Source organism: Candidatus Marimicrobium litorale (genome assembly GCF_026262645.1).
Taxonomy (GTDB): domain Bacteria; phylum Pseudomonadota; class Gammaproteobacteria; order Pseudomonadales; family Halieaceae; genus Marimicrobium; species Marimicrobium litorale.
In genome coordinates this window covers 722,448-744,888 of sequence record NZ_SHNO01000001.1, presented here as the reverse complement: position 1 = coordinate 744,888, position 22,441 = coordinate 722,448, and the positions used below count along the sequence as shown (strand labels likewise).

Here is a 22,441-nt window from a genome sequence, read left to right as displayed (position 1 = left end):
CACCCACTCACTGGTTTTTGACTTTGTCTATGGACCTTATCCTTGCTTCCACCTCCTCCTATCGAAAAGCCTTGCTGGAGAGACTGCAGATATCGTTTCGCTGCCTGGCACCCAACATCACTGAAGCACCACTCCCGGCCGAAACCCCGGCAGATCTGGCACGCCGGCTGGCTCACGCTAAAGCGGCTGCCGTGGCCGACAGGAATCCGACTGCCGTCGTCATTGGCAGCGACCAGGTCGCCATATGTGGCGACCGGATATTAGGCAAACCGGGGGGGGCAGCCGCCGCCAGGCAGCAACTGCAGGCCAGTTCAGGGCGCCAGGTGCTTTTTTACACCAGTGTCGCTGTCCTTGCCCCGGACCACCCAGCGCAGGTGGAGACGCTACAAACCGCAGTCTGGTTCAGAAAACTGACGGCAGCTGACATCGAGAGATACCTGCAACTGGAGGCTCCATGGGATTGTGCGGGCAGTTTCAAGGCGGAGGCATTGGGCATTACACTGTTTGAGCGGATCAACGGCGATGACCCGACCGCGCTGGAGGGGCTGCCACTGATCCTCACGGCCCGCTTACTACGGGCGGTGGGGTTGGATCCCTTGAGGCTGTAATATATTCATTTAAATTAGTTATTTGCGGAGCTTTTCCAATGTATTTTCGAGGAGTTGATCCAACGGTGCGTGTAAATCGAACTTGCCCGACCCCTGCAGAGTGAAGCGCAGCGATACCGCATGCAGGAATAAGCGCTTCAAACCGAGCCGCCGCGCTAAGTCCTCCGCTACCGAATTACTGTATTTCTCGTCGCCCAGCAGAGGATGACCCGCATGCCGCGCATGGACGCGAATCTGGTGGGTCCGACCCGTTATTGGGCGAACCTCAAGCAGCGTGGCCCCCTGCAGGCGCTCCAGCACAGAAAATTCCGTCATCGATGCCTTGCCCTCCGCCGTGACTCTCACCATACGCTCACCGGACTGTAAAACATTTTTCTCGAGTGGCGCGCTGATCAAGCGTGACGCAGCAGGCCATTTGCCCTCGACCAGGGCGAGGTAACGTTTGTCGATGTGCTTCTCCCGCAACTGACGGTGCAGTTCCCGCAGGATCACGGCACGCTTTGCGAGCAAAATCAGGCCTGAAGTATCGCGGTCGAGGCGGTGAACCAACTCGAGATATGCCTGATCCGGACGTAGCTGGCGCAATGACTCTATCAAACCAAAACTGATGCCACTGCCACCATGCACGGCCAGTCCCGATGGCTTGTTAACGACCAGCAGGTCGCCGTCCTCATAGATAACGGCTTTCGCCAAAGCGTCGAGGCGATGGGCTGGCACAACTGCGGGCGCACCGACCGCTGGGACGCGCAGGGGCGGGATACGCACCGTGTCGCCCTCCTTCAACCGGTAATCGGCCTTCGCTCGGCCCTTATTGACGCGCACCTCTCCCTTACGGAGCGCCCTGTAGAGCCGGGTACGAGGGACACCCTTCATCTCACGCATCAGGAAATTGTCCAGTCGCTGCCCTGCGCCGTGCTCATCTACAGACAGCAGGCGGGCTTTGCGGGCCTCATCATTTTGGGGGCTATCAGCCACGAAAGTCTCCGTCTGTATCAATTTTATCCATATCCTGCTATCTTGCATCCTGTGGTTGACATCCGCCCGCGATAGGTAAGCCGGTGCCGATGACTAAATCGAACCCCTGGCGATTGTTTGGGCCTGCACATGATACGCACGGTTCCGCCAGTTTAACCACGTGAATGAGATGGAGCCGGCGCACTGGCACCGGGAGAGCGTTGTAAAACCGCCCCCAGCAGGTCATCCGGCGATGACACTAACCGAGCAGCAAACGCTGTCGGGACAAAGATTCGGTATACAGACGATATTCAGCGTTGTTGCGGCCACGGTCGCGACACTAGCAAAAAGGCGGGAGCCGCACCACCAAGACTGTGCTTCTGCCGGGAAGGACCACCCAATGATGGTTGGTCATCGCCACCGGCGACACCCATTGCCCGCACATTTTTTACGGTGTTCGGGAGGGTCACCACCGCTGCAGCGGCCTAGCCGTGAAGCACTAGCTGTTTATTTCGCCGGCCAAGGTCGGCGCCTGCCTGAATCAACGCCCCGCCAGCCTTGTTGCCGCAAGGCAATAATACTATGAAGAAAATGCTAATCAACGCCACCCAACCTGAAGAGTTGCGTGTCGCTTTGGTCGACGGGCAACGCCTGTACGATCTCGATATTGAAAATCGCACCCGCCAGCAAAAAAAGGCGAGTATCTATAAGGGTAAAATCACACGGGTAGAGCCGAGTCTCGAAGCCGCTTTTGTCGACTTTGGCGCGGAGCGCCATGGCTTTTTGCCCCTCAAAGAGATTGCGCGGGAGTATTTTATCCGCAAACCCTCTGGTGACGGTCGCCTCAAGATCAAAGAGCTGGTCCGGGAAGGCACCGAAATCGTCGTGCAGGTGGACAAGGAGGAGCGAGGCAATAAAGGCGCTGCGCTTACCACCTTTATCAGCCTCGCCGGTCGTTACATGGTGCTGATGCCCAATAACCCCAGAGCTGGCGGTATTTCCCGACGTATCGAGGGAGACGAGCGCACCGAGCTGAAAGAGGCATTGGCAGCCCTGGAAATCCCCAACGGAATGGGCGTCATCATCCGAACTGCGGGCGTGGGCCGGGAAGCAGAGGAGCTGCAATGGGATCTGAACTACCTTTTACAGCTCTGGGAGGCAATTTCAGAAGCCGCGGACAGCAGCAAGCCTAAACAACTGTTATACCGGGAAAGTAACGTCATTATCCGCGCCATTCGGGACTACCTGCGAGATGACATAGGCCAGGTGCTGGTGGATTCCCCGGAAGCCTATAAGCAGGTATGCGACTTTGTCGAGCAGGTCATGCCGAAGTATCTCTCTCGCATACAGCTTTACGAGGATAACATCCCCCTGTTCAATCGCTATCAGATCGAAAGTCAGATCGAGACTGCATTCCAGCGTGAAGTGCGCCTCCCCTCTGGCGGCTCGCTTGTAATAGACCCCACAGAAGCGCTGGTCTCTATCGACATAAACTCTGCCCGTGCCACCCGCGGCAGCGATATTGAAGAAACAGCGCTTAACACCAACCTTGAAGCCGCCGATGAGATTGCCCGGCAGCTGCGATTGAGAGATATGGGCGGCCTTATCGTTATCGACTTCATCGACATGCTGGCTGCCCGAAACCAACGTGCCGTCGAAAACCGGATGCGCGATGCCTTGGATATCGACAGAGCCAGAGTCCAGGTCGGGCGGATATCTCGCTTCGGCTTACTGGAAATGTCGCGCCAACGCCTGCGCCCTTCCCTCGGCGAGACAACGGCTATCGTTTGCCCGCGCTGCAATGGACAGGGCACTATCCGAGCGACTAAGTCATTGGCACTGTCCGTTCTAAGACTACTGGAAGAGGAAGCGATAAAAGACAGCAGCGCGGAGGTGCGCGCTGTTGTGCCTGTCGATGTTGCCGCATACCTATTGAACGAAAAGCGCGCGGATCTTGGAGTGATCGAGCAGGAGACGAAAACGCGACTGCTGGTGATTCCCAATCCTAATCTGGAAACCCCTCACTTCGAAGTCAGTCGACTACGCACAGAGGAGATCGACGGCGAACACGAGGTCAGTTATAAGGTTGACATTCCTGCTCCGGAATCGGACTCGGTCAGCAAAATACACGCGACACCCCAAGCAGCTCCCGAAGCAGCCGTTCAGGGGGTAACGCGTCAGGCACCTCAGCAAAGCCGCCCAGCAACCGCCGCGCCTCAGGTTGATCGATCGCGCCAAGCCAGTGGCGCAGTAGCCAACTCCTCGAAGGGGCTATTTACGCGCCTATGGGGCAGCATATTTGGTGGTGGGTCCGCTGTTGCTCAGCCGGCACCGGAAAAGTCCGCCAGCGCAGACCAAGAAAAGAAACCTCAGGAGAAACGGCAGGAGAGAAACTCCCGTTCATCGAATCAACGCTCATCGAATGGCCGCAACCGCAACCGTCGGCGCGGCTCCCAAGGGGGGCAGCAGACTCGCTCTCAGGAGCATAAAGGACGCGAGCAAAGCGCACGCGGTGATAAGGACGACCGCGGAAAGAGGCCCCAGCAGAAACGGGAGCGCCCCAGTGGCCAGCAGGAGAATGAGCGTTCGTCAGAGGCAAGCACGGAGGCGACTAACGTCGATCAGCAGGCTGGGCAGCAGGAAAATCAAAACAAACCTCGCAAGCGTCCGTCTGAAATGAAACGAGGCGAGCCCCAGCGTCGACGACGCAACCGCGGTCGCAGGCAGGACACGCAAGACCCGGCGATAGCAGAAGACTCAGCCCAAACCGCCAGTGTTGCCTCACCGGCCGCCCAAGCGTCAGAGCAAACTGCGGTGCAAGAAATGCCTGATGTCGTAAATCACTCGGCTACGACGTTGGCATCGAAACCCTTGCAGGAGGCTGCAAATGAATCTCCCGCAGCGGAACTCACACCCGCTTCCAGCGAGCCTGCGACTGCAGAGTCGATCACAGCCGCCGCACAAGACCCTGAGACAGTCACTGCAGACGCAGAAACGTCAACTCCGGTTGTACCCGCTGAGCCGACTCAGCCTGAGACCAAGCCGGTCGTTACGCCTCCTTCAACAGAGGGGCTGACCACTGACGGTCGAGCCTGTAATGATCCGAGGGTGGAGTCAAAGCCCATTCTCGAAATGAATATCGAGACCTCTCGTACGCCTTTGTTTGGCGCATCAGTAGCGCCGCCCGCACAGGGCAGCAGTGCGAATGTAGCGCGTGCCGAGAATGATCCACGCGGACCCAAAGACGACACGGAAATGGCACAGGCGGCGAGTAATTCCTGAGGTAAAACACAAGCCGCAGCAACACGCTGCGGCTTGTGTCGCATCTTCATCGCTGTATAATCGCACCGCCCCGCTGGGGAGGTAGACAATTTGTATTTGGTGGGCTGGCTGAGTGGTCGAAAGCGGCGGTCTTGAAAACCGTTGAGGGTTTATCCCCTCCGTAGGTTCGAATCCTACGCCCACCGCCACTTTCAAGACGTTCCCCCTCTTCCCAAAAACCCTTCAGACGCACTCTAGACGCACTCACCGGGGCCACGGGCCGACTGGCATACGCGCAGTAACGCCCCGGTTGGCGTTGTCGTTATTGCTCGAAGCAATACAAATGGCCCAAATACGAGCAGGGTGCCGCCTGGGGGACACACCCGATATCGACATTATCACATAATGTCCATACGCCAGCGGGCGCCGCCGTTGACCAAAAATCTGCGCCGCCAGGAACACCCCATGCTGCTTGATCAAAGACATTGCTACTGCTCCATGCCCCCCCAGGTCCGGCGCAGAAATTGCCGATGTCTTTCTCCGGTTCGCCTGATGGCTTCGTTCCCGTCCATGCACGGCCAGAAAATAGATCAATCAGCACGCCTGTCTCTGACTTCATGATGTACACAGAGCTTCCTATGAGATCAAGCCAATCGTCCGCCACAACTCTATCGTCAACGGTGACATACGGGACCGCACTCTTAACAAATCGTGAGTCTGGCGACGCCTCGGAAGTCGAAAGCCAGGCTTTATAGGTGCCAGATAAACTGGCTGCCGCTGCGAGAGCGTTACACTTTTGATCGGCACCGGTGAGACCGCCGAGATTACCGGTATAGCGTTCGCTCGTCACGAATACCGTTTTCCTCGGGCCCGGACATCCGGAGCCATCAAGATTTGGCCCTTGCAGAGGACAGTCGTCATCGGGATCCAGCACGCCGTCATTGTCATCATCGGTATCAATATGGTTCGGAATCCCGTCTCCATCGGTATCGATGCCAACAAAGGTGAATAAAGGCTGTAGGTAGTAAAACCTCCCCGATGCAATAATAGCGTCTACAATTTCTCGCGGTCCATCTGGGAGCGCTGCTAACAAACCATTCTCGACGGTGCATATCGGGTTTGGAGAATTCGGACAAAGGTAATCGTCACCCCCCTGCCACTTTGAAAACACATATCCTTCTCTAGGCACCGCAGTGAAGGTTTCAGCAAAACTCATGTCGTTGACTTCATATTCACAGAGGCTGGCCCCTGCGCAGTCGTTGGTTCCCGAGAGAGACGTCACATCACCCCCTGAACTCACCATTAATGAGATCTTGCAACCTGTTGCCAGAATAGCCAGGAAAACTATTAGCAGAGCTTTGTGGGCGCGTTGGCTCATGTTGACTCCTTCTCCGTGGACCTGCGGTGCGAAGGGTGCGCTCCACAGGATTATTTTCAAAGAGCAGAGCGTAAGTATAGTACAGCCCAGCCAGGTCAGAGCCGAATTCCCTCATTTCTTCGCGTGTCTATGCAAATTTATGCGAAAGCCGCCAGCAAAATCAAACATGCACAGCGCACTGGGGCGAGATGATATGAGCAACATCAACGTGCTGCCGAAAGGGTCTGCTTCGAGGTGAAAGCGGCCGTTAGCCTGAACCAGCCCTGGAGGTCCGCTATCGGGAAAAGTGGACGTTTACTGGTGTCTGGCTCAAGCTCTTTTCTTCCCCCAATACCGCAGCCAGGGGTGATTCATGAAACGCCTAAAGCACAGCCCCCACAAAGCCACCCTCGAACTCACCCCCCATGAACTTCACCTGGCCAATGCCCTGGATTCAGGAATGCCGTATATCGCATGAGTGCGACTCACCAGAGGGTCAGGCGCTTGAGGATGGATTTAGGTCGATCGTGATTAGGCGTATATGCCGGGATGATCGGTAATCGTACAGCAAATATTGACATGTGGGCATACACGGGGCCGGCGAACCGCTACACTAAGATTCAATAAAAGAATAATAGGAAATAAGGCGATGAAAATAAAAACACTCGCGGCGTCCATTCTGGCCTTGTTTGTAAGCAACGTTGTCGCACAGCCGCCCGGCACCCAGGGGGGCTTTGACACCTATAGCTTCGAAGTGGACCCCTACAACGGTCAGACCATCAGGCTGGTAGCCGAGGCCGCTTCCTGCGAGGGCTCACCTGTTGGCTTCATTGTGGACAACGTGAGACTGACTGCCGGGGGCACAGTGTCGAACGGTTCATTCGAGAGTGGCCTGGACGATTGGTCAGCCATTCCCGACGACTGCAACATCTATACAGCCCAGGCAGGGCAGCCCATTGGCTTCGAGGGTTCTAACACTGCCCCCGCCCCCTCCAACGGTACATTTCTGGCGGCAAGCTCAGCGGATGGACCGGGCTTGTGCCGCCTTCAACAAGATATCACCTTGACAGTGCCCTTCGGGGCATTGCTACAGGCAGACATGGGCTGGACTTTCTCCCAGTTTAGCGAGGACAACGATGGCTGCGAAGTATCAATACGCATCGAAAGCGCAGGGGGCGCCGTACTTGCCAGTGCCACCGTATTCAAGCCTACGAAGCCTGCGCCGCAGCAAATACCGACGACACCCATTTGGTCACTTCTGACCATGTCCGCCCTGCTAACGCTGCTCGGCGCACGGCGTCTGCGCAAAAAAAAGCGCGGGTAACAATCCTGCTCTCTCGCGAAGGGTACCTCTGATCTCAACGCAACCTTTCTCAGACGCATTTCAGACGCACTCAGAGCGTCTGGAGCCGTTATTCAGTGGTAATGACTGTTAACGTCTGTTGCTTGAAACCCACTGATAGCAAGGCTTTCAGGCTATTGGCTAACAGTTAACGCCGTGCGCTTTTCCCACTTGAAAACCGTTGAGGGTTTATCCCCTCCGTAGGTTCGAATCCTACGCCCACCGCCACCTACATCAAAGCGTTGCAGAGATGCAGCCTTTTTAACTAACGTAACCCTACTTGGCCCATACTGATCGGTGACAAGGGAAAACACGGTACGCAGATACGCAGGGTAAAAGCCAGCTCTGCGCCTAATGTAAAACCATAGTCAGAATAACTGGCTATATCAGCTCCCCTCTCCCCTCCTCATTAAAGCGGAAATCAGTGAACAGCTTTCAGATTTTGCGTGTAAACTCTCAACTGCAGACTAGATCGGCATCGCCTGGCCCACAGGCGCCGCTCTTCCAGTTGACCCGCCGCCAAATTTTCTACACGTCAAAGAGGTAGGATCATTGATCAGAATAATTGCAAGCATGGGCTGTATTGCTGTATTGATCGCAACGCTTACCGCATGCTCGGACAGCAGCAATGGCAGTAGTGACAGCTCTCCTCTCGAACCCCTCAGTTACGATCGTCAGGGGCCGTATGCGGTTGCCAATCAGACCATCAGTATTACTAACTATACGGATGGTCGGGTTTTGAATGTCGAGCTCTGGTATCCAGCAGCTACGAGTGGCGCTGGTCAGACGATCGAGGATTTCGTCACGAGCGACATCGAAGGCAATGAAATCAGCACACTGCTCCGCGATAACCCGGAAAACTGCGTGACCAAAAAAACACGATCGACTTACGGATTGGAACCCAATAAATCCCTTGCCCAGTTTCCACTTGTCGCCTTCTCACATTGCTCAAATTGCACAAGGTTTTCGTCATTTTCGCTGGCCGAGCGCCTCGCAAGTCATGGTATTGCAGTGGCCGCACCCGATCACACCATGAATACTCTTTTCGATCCCGGTGCGAGCCTGTCCGGAGAGTTCCTCACTATTCGCACCAACGATATCATCGCCATGGTTGATGAGTTGTTGGTCCCCAATTCAGCTGCACTGCCAGAAAATTTACAGGGCCGTTTCGACGCATCACGGATCGGCATGGCGGGCCACAGCTATGGGGCGGTTACCAGCGGAAAAGTTCTTCAGGACGACGACCGTTTTCAAGCGGGTTACATCATAGCCGCCCCGGTAGAGAATCCACTCATTCCGGGAGTTGAAGTGGCGCGAATTACCGAGCCAACCCTCTATCTTGTTGCACGAGAGGACAACAGCATCACAGAGCTTGGTAACATACTTCTCAGGTCTAACTTCGAATCTGCAGCAAGTCCCAGTTGGAAAATTGAATTAGCAGACGCAGGACACTGGTCCGTCTCTGATATCGCCGGTATCACTCCGGCGTTTCAAGCGGGCTGCGGCGACGGAGAGCGTCAAACCAAACCGGGCGAGCTATTCGAATACATCGACATTGACGTTGGGCTGGAAATTACGGCGGCGTATGGCGTGAGGTTTTTTGCAGGACATTTACTGGGCGATGAAAGCGCACTGATCGAACTTGAAGAATCTACAAACCCCGGGATAGTAGAGGTTTTTAAGAAGTGATACTGCCAGAGGGAGGTGCCGTATTCTTTGCCCGGAATCGGCCAGTGTTCTCTTCATCGGTTAGGCCAGGTTAAATTCGCCAGACCGAGAAAATCATGCTCATGTTTTCACCGGTAGCACCATAATCCGCAGATCGAAAGCATTTAGCCTCCGATTTCGATAATGCTGTGCTTCTACCCGGGTTTTTAGGCACAGGCGGCAGATTTTTCTCGTGCGACTCTCATGTACATTGCTCAGCAACCCCATTACCGTCGGCGTCATTGAGCCAGGTGATTACCCCTTGAAAAGAATCTAGTGCCATCCTGAATAGTGTGTCGGCCGCAGTTGGAGTAAACGTTCTTGAAAAAACTTTTTCTGGCAATACTTTGGGTGACCGGCTGGATTCATGTTTTTGGTTTCGCCCCAGAGGGAGGGCAATCAACTCTCGCGTTTATAAGCGAAGTCATGAAAACAGAGAATCGTCAGGTAGACCCGCTCGTATTTATGGTTTTTAACCTATTAGGTATCTGGCCGCTCATCATGGTCGCTATGCTGGTGCAAGATGAGCAGGGTCGACTGAAGGCCTGGCCTTTCGCTTTCAGCTCAATGATACTCGGCAATTCTGCACTTTATATTTATCTGTTTATCCGTAAACCGCAGACTGAATTTCAGGGCCCAGTGACGCCACTCATTCGCTTTGCTGAATCTAAGTTGCTGGCCGGGGCGCTGCTCGCGTTAACGCTTGCACTGTTTATTTACGGCTTCACGGCGGGAGATTTTTTGGTATATCGGGAGGCGTGGACAACCCATTTCTTCGTTAATGTCATGACGGTCGATTTCTTCCTGTTCACTATTGCGTTCGCACTCATTCTCGCAGACGACATGCGCAGAAGGGAGATGCCGATAAATAGCGCCTTCTGGCTTTACGCGCTGATACCCGTGCTTGGCGCTACAATATACTTATTGCTGAGGCCGCCGTTGCCCAAATGACGCTTCGTATAACGGTTCTAATCATTGACCCTGCCTAATGCGCGAGAGAGTGCAAATTTTTCTTTTCCCAGATGACGACACCAGACCTTGCGGAATAGGTACCGAATGGCAATATATCCTATGGACGGCATCCACACCGATAATGGTCGAGGCACATACAACCAATGACACACCCGGCAACACTCACGTGGTCCATTGTCCTCAGTGTCTTGATGGCACCTGTGGTTCTCGGCGCAGTGAGACCCAACGTGGTGTTGATCATTACCGACGACCAGAGCCCCATCATTGATCGAGCCCCCGGGCACAATGACCCCAGCGCCTTCAGCCCCTACGGCAGCGATGTCTACACGCCGAATATCGAACGAATGGCGACTGAGGGCATTCGCTTTGATCGCGCCAATGTCGCCAGCACCGTGTGTACCGCGAGCCGCTATAACTTTCTGACAGGCCGCTATGCAAGTCGCTCCAGCGCCCCCCATTTCCTCACCCTTTATCCACCAGGTACCATGAGTCGACCTGACAACATGGTCGAACTGGATCCGCCAGACGGCCCGGCTACCCTGCCACAACTCCTGCAAGCGTCTGGTTATCGCACGGGGTTTGTGGGCAAATCCCACGTTATCCGACATGATTTACATCGCAACCCTCAGGCCACATGGAAAGCCGCGGGGCTGCGCACCTACGCCAAGGATGCAGACCCCTATGACCCCGCTGTAGGTGCAGCCCTGGCTCACAACCATGCGCGCTGGCGGGAATGGTTACGTCCCTACGGGTTCGATTTCGTCGACGGTGTCTACCCGGCAAATCTGCTGGAACTGTTCATGGACGCAAACAATCAGCATCATCTTGAATGGACTGTCAGTAAAGCCCGGGATTTCCTGGAGGGCTCGCGCGGCAGTAAACAGCCGTTTTTTCTGTATTTCGCCACGACAATTCCTCACGGACCGGCGCCCTATCGCAAGCAACCCAGCCCCTATCCATTCGGCCTCGGCGGACCGATATTTCCTTTCGGACTCGACGGCGATATAAGCGTTACGCCGGAGGGGATTACCCGCGACACTTTTAATTTTATGCCTTCCCGTGACGAGATTAAGAAGAGCAATTCCGAAGCAGGCTTTCCTGAACAACTGGCCTACATGACCTGGCTCGATGCGGGTGTAGGCGCAATTCTTCAGAAGATTGACGACATCGGAGCCGGCAGCAACACCCTGGTCATTCTGACGTCAGACCATGGTAGCTGGCGACGAGGAAAAGCCACACTCTACGAGGGCGGGATGCGCATACCCCTGATCACTCGCTGGCCCGCGTCGCAACAAGCCGGTCGGAGTTTCGAGGGGCTGGTTAGCAATGTCGATGTCGCCCCGACTGTGCTGGACCTCGCCGGCGTCGAGGTAGCGGAAGGTGTGGTCGATGGCCGCTCTTTTCGTCGCGTCCTCGAGGGTTCCAACTTGCCATTCCGCGATGCCGTGTTTGCCGAACTGGGCTGGGCCAGGGCAGTAAAAACAAAGCGCTGGAAATATATCGCCCTGCGCTACCCTGACCCTGTGCAAAGGCAGATAGATGAGGGCGTCATGTTTGAATATGCAAAAACCGCGCCTCGTCAGAGGCCCTATTACACCTTGAATAGCAGCCTCGGCTTCTTCGCCGCCGAACACAATCCCCACTACTTCGCGCCGGACCAATTGTTTGACCTGCAGGCGGACCCCCGCGAGACGCGCAATGTCATTGCCGAGCATCCAGCGGTCGCAGCACAGCTGCAAGCGCGTCTGGCAGGCTGGCTGCAAATGTTTCCAGATCGCCCGTTTGGCGAGTTTAGCGCGATAGCGCACCGTTCTGACGTTGACTAAACACCCAACACCCTGATTTTCCTGAGGAACAAAAATACAGCAGGGCACTCTGCGCGGTATTTTCTCAGTAATTTCACTTGGATTTTGGATATTTCGCCCTTATTATCTGTCCAAGACAACGAGACATCTCTCTCATGGTTTTTATGGAGAAATCTATGCAAGACAATGGCTTATACCGTACAGATTCAGTGGGTATTGAATCTGCCCTGAGCACCAACAAAGTATTGAAGAATACCTACATGTTGTTGGGCATGACGCTGCTGTTCAGTGCTGTTACCGCCGGCATTTCTATGGCGATGGGGCTGGGCCATGGAATGGCGCTGATTCTTACCCTAGTGGGCTTTGGTTTGCTTTTTGTTGTAAACCGATTGGCTGACAGCTCGAAGGGCCTGCTGGCGATTTTTGCCTTTGCCGGCGTAATGGGCGCCTCTATCGGCCCCATGCTTAACTATTATTTGGCGATGCCGGGCGGTCACTCGCTGGTTATGCAGGCACTAGGTGGCACTGCCATCGTATTTTTTGGCCTGTCCGCATATGCGCTGACCACCCGGAAGGATTTTTCCTACATGGGAGGATTCCTCATGGTGGGCCTGCTTGTGGCGGTCGTCGCAATGATAGCCAATATATTTCTGGCTATTCCTGCACTGTCCTTGACGATTTCTGCCGCTGTCGTGATGATCATGTCGGGGCTTATCCTGTTCGACACCAGCCGCATCATTAATGGTGGTGAGACAAATTATATTCGCGCCACCGTCGCGCTGTATCTGGATATTTATAATCTGTTCATTCACTTACTGCACTTGTTGACTGCATTCGGTGGTGATGACTGATCGCCTCCATGCAGTACCAGGACCCCGGCGTTTGCCGGGGTTTTTCGTTTTAGGGAATCTTGCGTGATTTATTCTTTGCTTGTGCTCTCGTCACCTGTATCGGGACACGGGTCTCGGCATGCCGCAGATTTTGCAAAAGCGGTGCTAGCGCGCGGTCACACCCTGCGCAGAGTATTTTTTCTGGATGCGGGCACACTCACTAGCTCTGCCAGCAGCGTACTACCGCAAGATGAAGAGGCTCAGATAGCAAATTGGATTGCACTCGCAGAAGAGAAAAATATAGAGTTGGCGATCTGTATTACTTCCGCGCTGCGCTTTGGCATGCTCGACGCCGCGGAGGCTACGCGCCATGAATGCGCAGCAGCGACCATAAATCCCGCCTTTATCATTTCCGGTCTTGGCGACCTCGTGGACGCTTGCAACGGGGTTGACCGACTGGTCACCTTCGGGGGGTAGCATGAGCAATACAGACAAACCCTCTTTACTCGTCATAATACGCCGCTCACCCTACGACAGCAGTCTGGCGCGGTCTGCAGTAGATACGGCACTAGCCGGCGCTGCGCTGGATCAATCACTGGATGTATTGTTTCTCGGCGAGGGAGTGCTGCAACTGCTCCCGGGGCAGGATAGTGTCCATGCGGGTCTTAAAAATATCGGTCGCCTGCTCAGCTCATTTCCCCTTTATGGCATCGAGCGGGTGTACGTAGATGCAGATGCGGTGACACGGCATGGTGTCGACCTTGAGCAGGCACCGATTCCAGTGTGTGCCCTGCAAGCGATACAGATTCATACATTGATGGAGGAGCACACCCACTTGTTGGGTTTCTAGCCATGATCCTTCATACGCTGAACGCCAATCCCGCTAGCGAAGCCTTTTCTGATTGTCTTCGTATCGCCCGTGAGGGCGATACGATCCTGCTGCTCGGTGCAGGCGTCTACGCCGCTCGGACAGCGAGCCCCGCCCTGCTCACCCTGCAAGCTAATGGCGCCCGTCTCTGTATTCTCGAGCCCGACGCACGACTGGCCGGCGCCTGGCCGCCACCTGAAGGAATAACGCCCGTAGATATGACTGGCTGGGTGCAACTTAGCGAGCGAATAGCTCAACAGCAAGCCTGGTACTGACTGATGCTGCCAGCCGAGGCATTCGATAATGAGGGCTTTTTGCGCGATCTTGGCGAATGGAGCCCTGAGGTTGCAATACAGATTGCACTAACTGAAGAGCTGACGCTCACCAACCCTCACTGGGAAGTGATTAATCTACTCCGCGAGTATTACGACCTCTATGACAGCTCTCCGGCGATGCGACCGTTGGTGAAATTCTGTGGCCTAAAACTGGGCGCTGATAGAGGCCGAAGTATCTACCTGATGTCACTATTTCCGGGTTCACCCGCTAAACTAGGTAGCAAAATAGCCGGATTACCCAAACCTGATAATTGCCTGTGAGAGCGATGCATTGAAAGTTACCGATACATCCGCCGCCTCGCGTCAGGAGCATGCCTTCGCGCCATATATTCGTATTCTTGGCAAAGGCAAGACCGGCACCCGCTCCCTCACGCGCGAGGAAGCACGAATCGCTTTTGGGATGTTGCTAGACGGTAAAACGGAACCTTTGCAAACCGGTGCCTTTTTGATGCTACTCCGGGTAAAAGAAGAATCACCGGAAGAGCTCGCCGGCTTCGTCGATGCCTGCCGAATGCATATGGAGAGTCCCGGGGATACGACTGCAGATCTGGATTGGTCGACTTACGCGGGCAAGAAGCATCAGAACCCCTGGTATATTTTGTCCATGCTGCTGCTCGCGCAGGCAGGCTATCGTGTTTTCGTGCACGGTAGCATGGGTCATACGCCGGAACGGCTCTATACCGAGGTGGCCATGAGGGAGATGGGACTACCCATTGCCAGTAATTGGACAGAGGTCCGCAGTCATCTCGATGCATATCATCTGAGCTACTTGCCTCTGAGGGAGTTCTGCACACCACTAGAGGATCTGATGCAATTGCGCAATCTGCTGGGCCTACGCTCCCCAGTGAATACGCTTGCCCGCATGCTCAACCCGCTCGGCGCCAAAGCGAGTGTACAGAGTGTTTTCCATCCTGCTTACGCTCAACTGCATCAGGGCGCTGACAGGCTATTAGGGCAATCCAGAGCCATTGTGTTTAGGGGTGAAAGCGGCGAAGTAGAAGTGAAGCCTCACGCTGATACCCGCCTGCTTCTGCTGCACGATGGACAGTCTGAAGAAGTGCGTTTTTCTCGCACGATACCCGCCCGAGTAGCCAGTGTATCTGCGCCCGCCTGTGAACCTGTATTAGCACTTTGGCGCGACCACATGCCGGATGACTATGGTCTACAGGCCACACTGATGACAACCGCTGCGGCTCTAGTTGTCTGCAACCCCAAGCTCACTGAGAAAGGCGCCAGCGCTCAGGCAGAAACACTTTGGCAGGAGCGCAATCGGAGCCAGCTGGGCTGATGCCCCTCTCTCGCATCCAGCCAGATCGCTACCGAGCCCTGCTCGATGAGAAAGTGTCTCGAGTATGCAAGCTACTACACCCCTTCTTACCACCGCAGCCGCAGATCGTTGAATCTGCGACACTCGGTTTTCGGCAAAGGGCTGAGTTTCGCATGTGGCACGATGGCGATGCACTGGATTATGTAATGTATCGCCCGGGAGAACCAAAGCACCCGATTGCCATCGAGGACTTTCCGATCGCCTCGGATGCCATACGCACCCTGATGCCCACGTTGAAGGCGCAGCTAAGGGAAAGTGCGCCCCTGAGAGAAAAACTTTTCCAGGTTGAATTTCTCGGCTCACTTACCGGGGAAATTCTGGTAAGCCTGATCTATCACCGTGCGCTGGATGACAACTGGGAGCAGGCGGCAAGGCACCTGGCGCACCACTTGAACAAAGGGTCAGATACCCTGTCTATCATCGGTCGAAGTCGCGGCCAAAAGCTGATTATAGGGCGTGACTTCGTTCGAGAGCGGCTTCCGATTCATGACAGGGAATATTGCTATCGTCAATACGAACAGGCCTTCAGCCAGCCTAATGGGCAGGTCAATATCCGCATGGTCGAATGGGCGTGCGAGCGAGCGCGAGCGCTGCAGGGAGACCTCCTCGAGCTCTATTGCGGTAACGGCAACTTTACCCTTCCGCTATCGCGGCACTTCCAACAGGTCATAGCGACAGAGGTCTCCAAGACGTCGATTCGCGCCGCGCGGGCCAACGTCGAAGAAAATCATATCCGCAATGTGCAAATGCTGAGAATGTCTGCAGAGGAGGTCAGCGAGGCGCTGCGCGGCGCGCGCACTTTTCGGCGGCTAGCCGCGCTGCCGCAGCGGCTCGACCGGTACAATCTAAATACGCTGTTTCTAGACCCGCCGCGAGCGGGCCTGGACGAAAAAACCACCGATATGGCGAAGAATTTCTCAAGCATTCTCTACGTTTCGTGCAACCCGGATACGCTGGCGAAAAACCTTCACACGCTTCACAAGACCCATACCGTCGAGCATTTTGCGCTGTTTGATCAGTTCCCCTACACGGACCACATGGAATGCGGCGTGCTACTGCAACAAAGACAACACTGAACGCTCAGTGCCGCACACCAAATGATAGCAGCCCGCGCCCCAGCACCTCGTCCAGCCGACCGGCATCATCGGCATTAATTTCAAGGGAGCGCAACTCAAGGTCGCGGTAGAGCTCCCGCTTGCGCAGTTTACCCGACAGCTGACCTGCTGGCACATCTGCCTCCCAGCAATCGATATAAACCTGGCCTGACGGCACATAAAAGTCTGCGCATAGTTCCTCTTCCACAGGCAAATTTCGCTGCACCGCATGAACCAGTTGCGCGAGGTATAGCCAATCGCAAACCCGTGTTTGCAAAGCGGAGGCGAGGATATGCCCGTCGATACCTTTGCAGGTACTAAAGTGATCGGCCGGGGCCGCGAAAAGATCTTGCTCAGCGTCAGACTCACCCGCCATAACGCCAGCCTGCCCCCCCTGTCGATTTAACTCCCGGTGGACGACCGGGTTATCCATTAACTCGTTTGGCCATGTCACATACAGCCCGCCGGTGGAGGTGCTTTCCTCCTGCAGTCCGCCCAGTTTGCCGCCGTGCTCGGTAAGCTCCCATCCCATGATCGTGTGCTTCTGCAAACCCAGCTCAGCAAGCGCCCGGTTCATCTGACGGGTGTTAAAATGTGAGTAATGACGGCATAGGGTAGCCGCGGTCAAGCGCTGACTTGACTCGATCGCCAGCAGCAGAGGGTGCTGCAAAAGACTGTGGGGCCAGACGATGTAAGCACCGTATTTTTTGCTTTTTTGGTAACTACCGCCCTCATACTCGCCCTTTGCAGTCAATGCCCAAGCACTCTGCTTTCGCTCGATCCAGCCATAGTCCTTGAGAGTTCCGAACACTTCCTGCGCCGGTATTTCCAGTTTCCGTGCCAAGGCAGTAGTGGATAACTTTTCCTCCAGCAAGGTCACCGCATCAGCTCTCCACCTGAGGCACGATATCTTGGTAGCGCCTCTTCAAAGCGTCGTAGACTTGTTCCGAGAAGTCATCAGCATTTTTGTCCAACGTCAGTACAAGCTCTGCAAGATGCTCGTTGTCTTCCCTTCCGCCCCAGATTTTTGTATAAGTACCGCTTTTATAACCGTGGTCCTGGCGAAAAAAGTTGAGCACGTTTTTTCCAACATAAGCCGCATACAAGGCATCGAAGTCCAGTCCTGACGCTTGCATCAACTGCCAGAAACGCAAGGGTGAAAATCCGCGAGTGTCCAGCGCATGCAAGGCAAGAGCTTCTGTAGCTTCACGCACACCGAGATCCGATGCGTGAAAGTTGGCAAGTTCTGCCTCGATCTCCCCGGCTATCGTTTCAATACTCTTACCGTTACCAAAAAGGGCTGAGAGGCCGAAGTGCCAGATATCGATTACTTCGAGGCGCACCTGCTCCATATCTGCCTCTTGTTTCTTCCACCATTTATAGCCGTAATGCTCAATTAGCTCCGCGCACTCCGTCCAGATAGCCCGATACCACTCAAAATCCTGTGCTTGCCAATCCTCATGAACGCGTAAATTCATTCGGTTCTGCATAACCAGCATATTTTCAAGCGCTTTTCTCACAACACGTCTCCGCTTCGACTCTGCGTTAATGTTGCCGGAGGATACCAGCCAGCAAATCGAAATAACAGGCGAGCAACCCCACCTAGTGGTTCCCGCTAACGGCAAAATCAGTCTACAATGGAGTCACCCATGTAGCGTTGCTTCCTGAAAGCCAAATCCTGAGAGAGCCTCACGTGAACAGACGAATGAAACTAGTTACCGCGGGCGGTGTTGCCGCTATCCTCATTACTGTATTCGGCTGGGATCTACTCAAAGGGTACCTTACCAAAGAAAAGCTCGCCGCTTATCGACCGCCCACTGTTGCGGTGACGACCCTCAAGGCGGCTCAGTCCGAGTGGACGACACGCATCAGTGCATTCGGACAAATTACCGCCAGTGAGGGGGTCAATGTGACGCCTCAAATCGCGGGACAGGTTCGATCAATACATTTCCGATCGGGCGACCTCGTTGAGGCAGGCGATCTTCTGGTCCAGCTGGACGACCAACTGGAGCAAGATGAGTTGCAAAGTGACGAAGCCAAAGTGAGGCTCTCACAACTGAACACTGACAGATACGCCAAGCTGGTAACCGAAAACAGCGCAGCAAAGGCGACCCTCGACCGGGTGCAGGCCGAACTAGTCTCAGACCAGGCAGCCGCGCACGCAACCAAAACGAAGATCGACTACCTCGCTATCAAGGCGCCCTTCAGCGGTCGACTCAGCATACGCGAAGTGAATTTAGGGGACTTCGTGCAACCCGGCACGACGCTGGTCAACCTTCAGGACACCAGTGTTCTTTTCGTCGATTTCAGCTTACCGGAATCATACCTTCCCTTACTTCAGAATGGCTTGAAAGCAACGGTCGACAGCGAAGCAAGGCCCGACAAAAACTACAATGCAATCGTGGTCGCCATCAGCGCACAAGTGGATCCTAACTCTCGCAATATCGATATAAGAGCACAAATTCAGGATCCCGGTAAAAAGCTGAGCCCTGGCATGTATGTAAGCGTCACCCTGGAAACAAAAGAGGTAACCAAAGTATTTGCGTTACCCGATGTTGCTATTAGTTATTCGCTATACGGCGATAGCGTGTTTGTAGTCTCTGACCCGACCAGTGACAGCAGTGACAGCAGTGACAGCAGTAAAACCAAGGAATATACCGTTACACAAAAATATGTCGATGTTTTTGACAAACAGGATTCTAAAGTAGCGATTACAAAAGGCATTTCGGCCGGCGACCAGATTATTACCTCCAATCAGCAACAGCTCAGCAAGAAGACCATTATTACCGTTAACAACTCGGTGAAATTGGATCAAAACGCGGTTACGGGACAGTAACGATGAACTTTACTGAAATCTTCATTCGTAAACCGGTTCTCGCGACAGTACTTAGCCTGGTACTCCTCGTGCTTGGATTAAAAGCATTGTTTGATCTTCAAGTTAGACAGTATCCCGAGATGGAGACCGGGGTAATAACCATTAAGACAATCTATCCCGGCGCCAGCGCAAGTGATATCGAAGGCTACGTGACCCAGCCGATTCAGCAGCAAGTTGCTCAAGCTGAAGGCATTGATTACATGTATGCACAAAACAACATGGGCGTTTCGATCATTACACTGTATCTGAAGATCAACTATCCGACAGATTCCGCTCTCGCCGAAGTGTTATCTCTGGTACAGCAGGTATCGTACCGCTTACCAACCGGCACACAGGACCCAAGCATTACCAAATCGTCGTCCTCCCCTCCGATTGGCTATATCTCATTCAAGTCGGATCGACTCGAAAATCAGCAAATCTCTGACTACATCAGCCGCGTCGCGGTTCCCTTGTTTTCCACCGTCGCTGGCGTAAATAGCGTCGATATTCTGGGAGAAAAGGACTTTGCCATGAGGATATGGCTTGATCCTGTGCGAATGGCGGCGTTCTCAGTCGATGCCAAGCAGGTTCGAGAGGCTATCGCGGACCAGAACAGTGTGAGCTCCTCCGGAAAATTCAAAGGCAAGTTCATTGAAGTCGACATCAAGGCCATGACCGACTTAAAGACCGCTGAAGAGTTCGGATCTATCGTATTGTTCAGTGACAATGATCGTGTAGTCAGAATTAGTGATGTCGGCACAGTAGAGCTGGGCGCCAGCTCCTACGATGAGTCAGTCGCAGCTAATGGCACCCCCGCAATTATGGTGTCTATTTCAAACACCGCAGACTCTAATCCCTTGAAGGTTATCAAGGGTGTCTACGCCGTTCTGAAACAGATTCAGGAGGCTGTGCCCGGCGGCATGACGGTGAACATGGACTACGACTCCACGATTTACATTAGCACCTCAATCGACGAGGTAAGTCGCACGCTGATGGAAGCGATCGTTATCGTCATTTTAGTGGTTTTCAGCTTTTTGGGCAGCCCCAGAGCGGTGCTCATTCCGGTGGTGACTATTCCTCTGTCACTGATAGGGTCGCTTTTTATGATGCTGGCGTTAGGATTCAGTATCAATCTTCTAACTCTTCTCGCCATGGTGCTCGCTATATCACTTGTGGTGGATGATGCCATTGTCGTGGTCGAGAATACCTCTCGGCACCTGGAAGAAGGCATGGATGCTTTGCAGGCTGCAATCGTCAGCGCCAAGGAAATTGCGATACCGGTCATTTCGATGACGATAACTCTGGCAGCGGTCTACGCCCCTATTGGTTTTATGGGAGGGCTCACCGGCTCCTTGTTTACTGAGTTTGCCTTTAGTCTCGCTGGAGCAGTGCTCATTTCAGGTTTTATTGCTCTCACCCTGACACCGATGATGTGCTCCCGTATCTTAACGCTCGAAGCGGTAGAAACACCGCTTGTGAAGCGAATCAACAGCGTTTTGGAAGCCTTGCGTAAACGCTATGAGACGTTATTGAGTTACCTGCTGGCGAATCGCTTCTACGTATGGCCTTTGGCCATTACCATCCTTGTTTCGCTGGTATATATGTTCACTCATACCGCTTCGGAACTCGCACCGGAGGAAGATCAAGGAGTTATTCTGTTCACAGCCACAGGCCCGGTCTATGCCAACACAGACTATTTGCAGGCAACTGCAAAGCCACTGGAACAGAAAGTGAACGAGGTTCCCGAAACCAGTGCATTTTTCAGCGTTTACGGATACCAAAACGATTCGACCCTGTTTCTTGTCGACGTTCTCACTCCCTGGGATGATCGCACTCGTACCGCTCAGGATATACAACACGAGCTACAGAAAGCCGTGATCAGCTATCCGGGGCTGCAGACCTACACTTTTTCACCGCCAGTGCTTCCTGGAACGCCGCAGGGGCTCCCCTATCAATTGGTCATCAAGTCAGCTACCGAAGATCTTGAAAGCATGTATCCCTATGTCGAAAAACTGATGGAAAGAGGCAGGGATAGCGGTAAATTTATTTTTATAAAAAACGATATGAAGATGAACCGGCCGCAAATCGAAATTGCGATAAACCGGGATAAAGCGGCCTCTCTTGGCGTATCGCCTCAAGACATAGGCACAGTGCTGCAGACGTTTCTGAGTGAAGGCTTTGTCAACTATTTTTCTCTTAACGGGCGCAGCTACCAGGTGATTCCGGAGGTTCGCCGAGACTCTCGCCTCGATACGGCGGCTCTCAAGACCTATTATGTCAAAGCAAGCAGCGGCGACATGATCCCATTGTCTGCGCTGGTCGATGCCACAACAGTGATAAAGCCGTCACAGAATAATCAATTTCAGCAGCTCAACAGCGCGACTATTGAGGCCAAAATGATGCCTGGGGTGAGCCTGCAAGAAGCGCACACTTATATGGTAGCGCAAGCGAAGGATATACTTCCTGACGCTTACTTACTTGATTCATCTGGCGAACTTCGGCAGTTCCTGCAGGAGGGTAGCTCACTCATTACGACCTTCTTTCTCGCAATCATAATTATCTATCTTGTGCTCGCGGCTCAGTTTGAGAGCTTTCGCGATCCTCTAATCATTTTGACCACGGTGCCTTTGTCTATTTTCGGCGCAATGCTGCCCCTTTACTTCGGCGCGGCCACGCTCAATATTTATACCGAGGTCGGGCTAGTCACGCTTATCGGGTTAATCAGTAAGCACGGAATACTGATCGTACAGTTTGCAAACGATCTGCAGAGAGACAAGGGGCTGAACAAACATGATGCAATTCTGGCGGCTGCAGGTGTGCGCTTACGCCCCGTTCTCATGACAACTGCAGCAATGGTTATTGGAGTATTACCCTTGGTGGTTGCCACGGGAGCCGGCGCAAACAGTCGCTATTCAATCGGCTTGGTAATTTCCGTCGGCATGGCCGTTGGAACTCTCTTCACGCTGTTCGTATTGCCCGCTATCTACACGTTTCTCGCAGAAGATATTGCTACCGAAAAGCCAGCGGGGGATCAGCCGCATTCCGAGGAAGCCGTAAGCGCAGGTACCTGACGGACGCCCCTCGTCTTAAGGGACACGACCATCAGCGGAGTTGGCCCCTTAGCGGG

General features: G+C 54.0%; 19 protein-coding genes and 1 tRNA gene. 16 read left to right on the top strand and 4 right to left on the bottom strand.

The window, feature by feature from the left end; translation table 11 throughout:
- Positions 1–29: 29 nt before the first annotated feature.
- On the top strand, positions 30–608 hold the full coding sequence (locus tag EYC82_RS03445) for a Maf family protein (protein WP_279248153.1): 579 nt from the start codon (positions 30–32) through the stop codon (positions 606–608).
- An 18-nt stretch (positions 609–626) separates the two neighbouring features.
- Here EYC82_RS03445 and rluC read toward each other — a convergent pair whose 3' ends face one another.
- On the bottom strand, positions 627–1,583 hold the full coding sequence (gene rluC / locus EYC82_RS03440; protein ID WP_279248152.1) for a 23S rRNA pseudouridine(955/2504/2580) synthase RluC: 957 nt from the start codon (positions 1,581–1,583) through the stop codon (positions 627–629).
- Positions 1,584–2,144: 561 nt separating this feature from the next.
- Here rluC and rne point away from each other — a divergent pair.
- Positions 2,145–4,844 carry a ribonuclease E gene (rne, locus tag EYC82_RS03435; protein WP_279248151.1) on the top strand — a complete coding sequence of 900 codons (2,700 nt, stop codon included), beginning with the start codon at positions 2,145–2,147 and terminating at the stop codon, positions 4,842–4,844.
- 98 nt (positions 4,845–4,942) lie between these two features.
- Positions 4,943–5,032: transfer RNA gene (locus EYC82_RS03430), tRNA-Ser, on the top strand.
- Between the two features lie 113 nt (positions 5,033–5,145).
- Here the strand turns inward: EYC82_RS03430 and EYC82_RS03425 are convergent.
- Positions 5,146–6,201: a hypothetical protein gene (locus tag EYC82_RS03425; RefSeq protein WP_279248150.1), complete on the bottom strand. Its 1,056-nt coding sequence runs from the start codon at positions 6,199–6,201 to the stop codon at positions 5,146–5,148.
- Positions 6,202–6,829: 628 nt separating this feature from the next.
- Between EYC82_RS03425 and EYC82_RS03420 the strand changes: the two genes are divergently transcribed.
- The 11 genes from EYC82_RS03420 (at position 6,830) to trmA (ending at position 16,442) form a co-directional block, all read left to right on the top strand.
- The gene (locus EYC82_RS03420) at positions 6,830–7,504 is read left to right on the top strand and encodes an IPTL-CTERM sorting domain-containing protein (RefSeq protein ID WP_279248149.1); all 675 of its coding nucleotides are present in this window, start codon (positions 6,830–6,832) and stop codon (positions 7,502–7,504) included.
- 570 nt (positions 7,505–8,074) lie between these two features.
- Positions 8,075–9,211, top strand: a complete 1,137-nt coding sequence (locus tag EYC82_RS03415) for an alpha/beta hydrolase family protein (protein ID WP_279248148.1) — start codon at positions 8,075–8,077, stop codon at positions 9,209–9,211.
- Positions 9,212–9,550: 339 nt separating this feature from the next.
- Positions 9,551–10,180: a hypothetical protein gene (locus EYC82_RS03410; protein ID WP_279248147.1), complete on the top strand. Its 630-nt coding sequence runs from the start codon at positions 9,551–9,553 to the stop codon at positions 10,178–10,180.
- 164 nt (positions 10,181–10,344) lie between these two features.
- Complete coding sequence (locus tag EYC82_RS03405) at positions 10,345–12,027, top strand: sulfatase family protein (protein WP_279248146.1); 1,683 nt, start codon at positions 10,345–10,347, stop codon at positions 12,025–12,027.
- Positions 12,028–12,182: 155 nt separating this feature from the next.
- Positions 12,183–12,857 carry a Bax inhibitor-1/YccA family protein gene (locus EYC82_RS03400; RefSeq protein ID WP_279248145.1) on the top strand — a complete coding sequence of 225 codons (675 nt, stop codon included), beginning with the start codon at positions 12,183–12,185 and terminating at the stop codon, positions 12,855–12,857.
- Between the two features lie 63 nt (positions 12,858–12,920).
- The gene (tusD, locus tag EYC82_RS03395) at positions 12,921–13,313 is read left to right on the top strand and encodes a sulfurtransferase complex subunit TusD (RefSeq protein ID WP_279248144.1); all 393 of its coding nucleotides are present in this window, start codon (positions 12,921–12,923) and stop codon (positions 13,311–13,313) included.
- A 1-nt stretch (position 13,314) separates the two neighbouring features.
- Positions 13,315–13,686 (top strand): DsrE family protein, encoded by a 372-nt coding sequence (locus EYC82_RS03390; RefSeq protein ID WP_279248143.1) that lies wholly within the window; start codon positions 13,315–13,317, stop codon positions 13,684–13,686.
- Between the two features lie 2 nt (positions 13,687–13,688).
- A complete protein-coding gene (gene tusB, locus EYC82_RS03385) occupies positions 13,689–13,979 on the top strand; it encodes a sulfurtransferase complex subunit TusB (RefSeq protein WP_279248142.1) in 291 nt (96 codons plus the stop codon).
- A gap of 3 nt (positions 13,980–13,982) precedes the next feature.
- Entirely contained in the window at positions 13,983–14,300 is a 318-nt protein-coding gene (locus EYC82_RS03380; RefSeq protein WP_279248141.1) for a TusE/DsrC/DsvC family sulfur relay protein, read from the top strand.
- Between the two features lie 10 nt (positions 14,301–14,310).
- A complete protein-coding gene (locus EYC82_RS03375; protein ID WP_279248140.1) occupies positions 14,311–15,327 on the top strand; it encodes a glycosyl transferase family protein in 1,017 nt (338 codons plus the stop codon).
- On the top strand, positions 15,327–16,442 hold the full coding sequence (gene trmA / locus EYC82_RS03370) for a tRNA (uridine(54)-C5)-methyltransferase TrmA (RefSeq protein WP_279248139.1): 1,116 nt from the start codon (positions 15,327–15,329) through the stop codon (positions 16,440–16,442). The genes EYC82_RS03375 and trmA overlap by 1 nt, the downstream gene beginning before the upstream one ends.
- A 4-nt stretch (positions 16,443–16,446) precedes the next feature.
- Here the strand turns inward: trmA and EYC82_RS03365 are convergent, their stop codons facing one another.
- Positions 16,447–17,340 (bottom strand): hypothetical protein, encoded by an 894-nt coding sequence (locus EYC82_RS03365; protein WP_279248138.1) that lies wholly within the window; start codon positions 17,338–17,340, stop codon positions 16,447–16,449.
- Between the two features lie 4 nt (positions 17,341–17,344).
- On the bottom strand, positions 17,345–17,980 hold the full coding sequence (locus tag EYC82_RS03360; RefSeq protein WP_279248137.1) for a dUTP diphosphatase: 636 nt from the start codon (positions 17,978–17,980) through the stop codon (positions 17,345–17,347).
- Positions 17,981–18,165: 185 nt separating this feature from the next.
- On the opposite strand from EYC82_RS03360, the gene EYC82_RS03355 reads away from it, so the two are divergent.
- Both EYC82_RS03355 and EYC82_RS03350 read left to right on the top strand, forming a co-directional pair.
- Positions 18,166–19,296 (top strand): efflux RND transporter periplasmic adaptor subunit, encoded by a 1,131-nt coding sequence (locus EYC82_RS03355; protein ID WP_279248136.1) that lies wholly within the window; start codon positions 18,166–18,168, stop codon positions 19,294–19,296.
- 2 nt (positions 19,297–19,298) lie between these two features.
- A complete protein-coding gene (locus EYC82_RS03350; protein ID WP_279248135.1) occupies positions 19,299–22,385 on the top strand; it encodes an efflux RND transporter permease subunit in 3,087 nt (1,028 codons plus the stop codon).
- Positions 22,386–22,441: the final 56 nt, after the last annotated feature.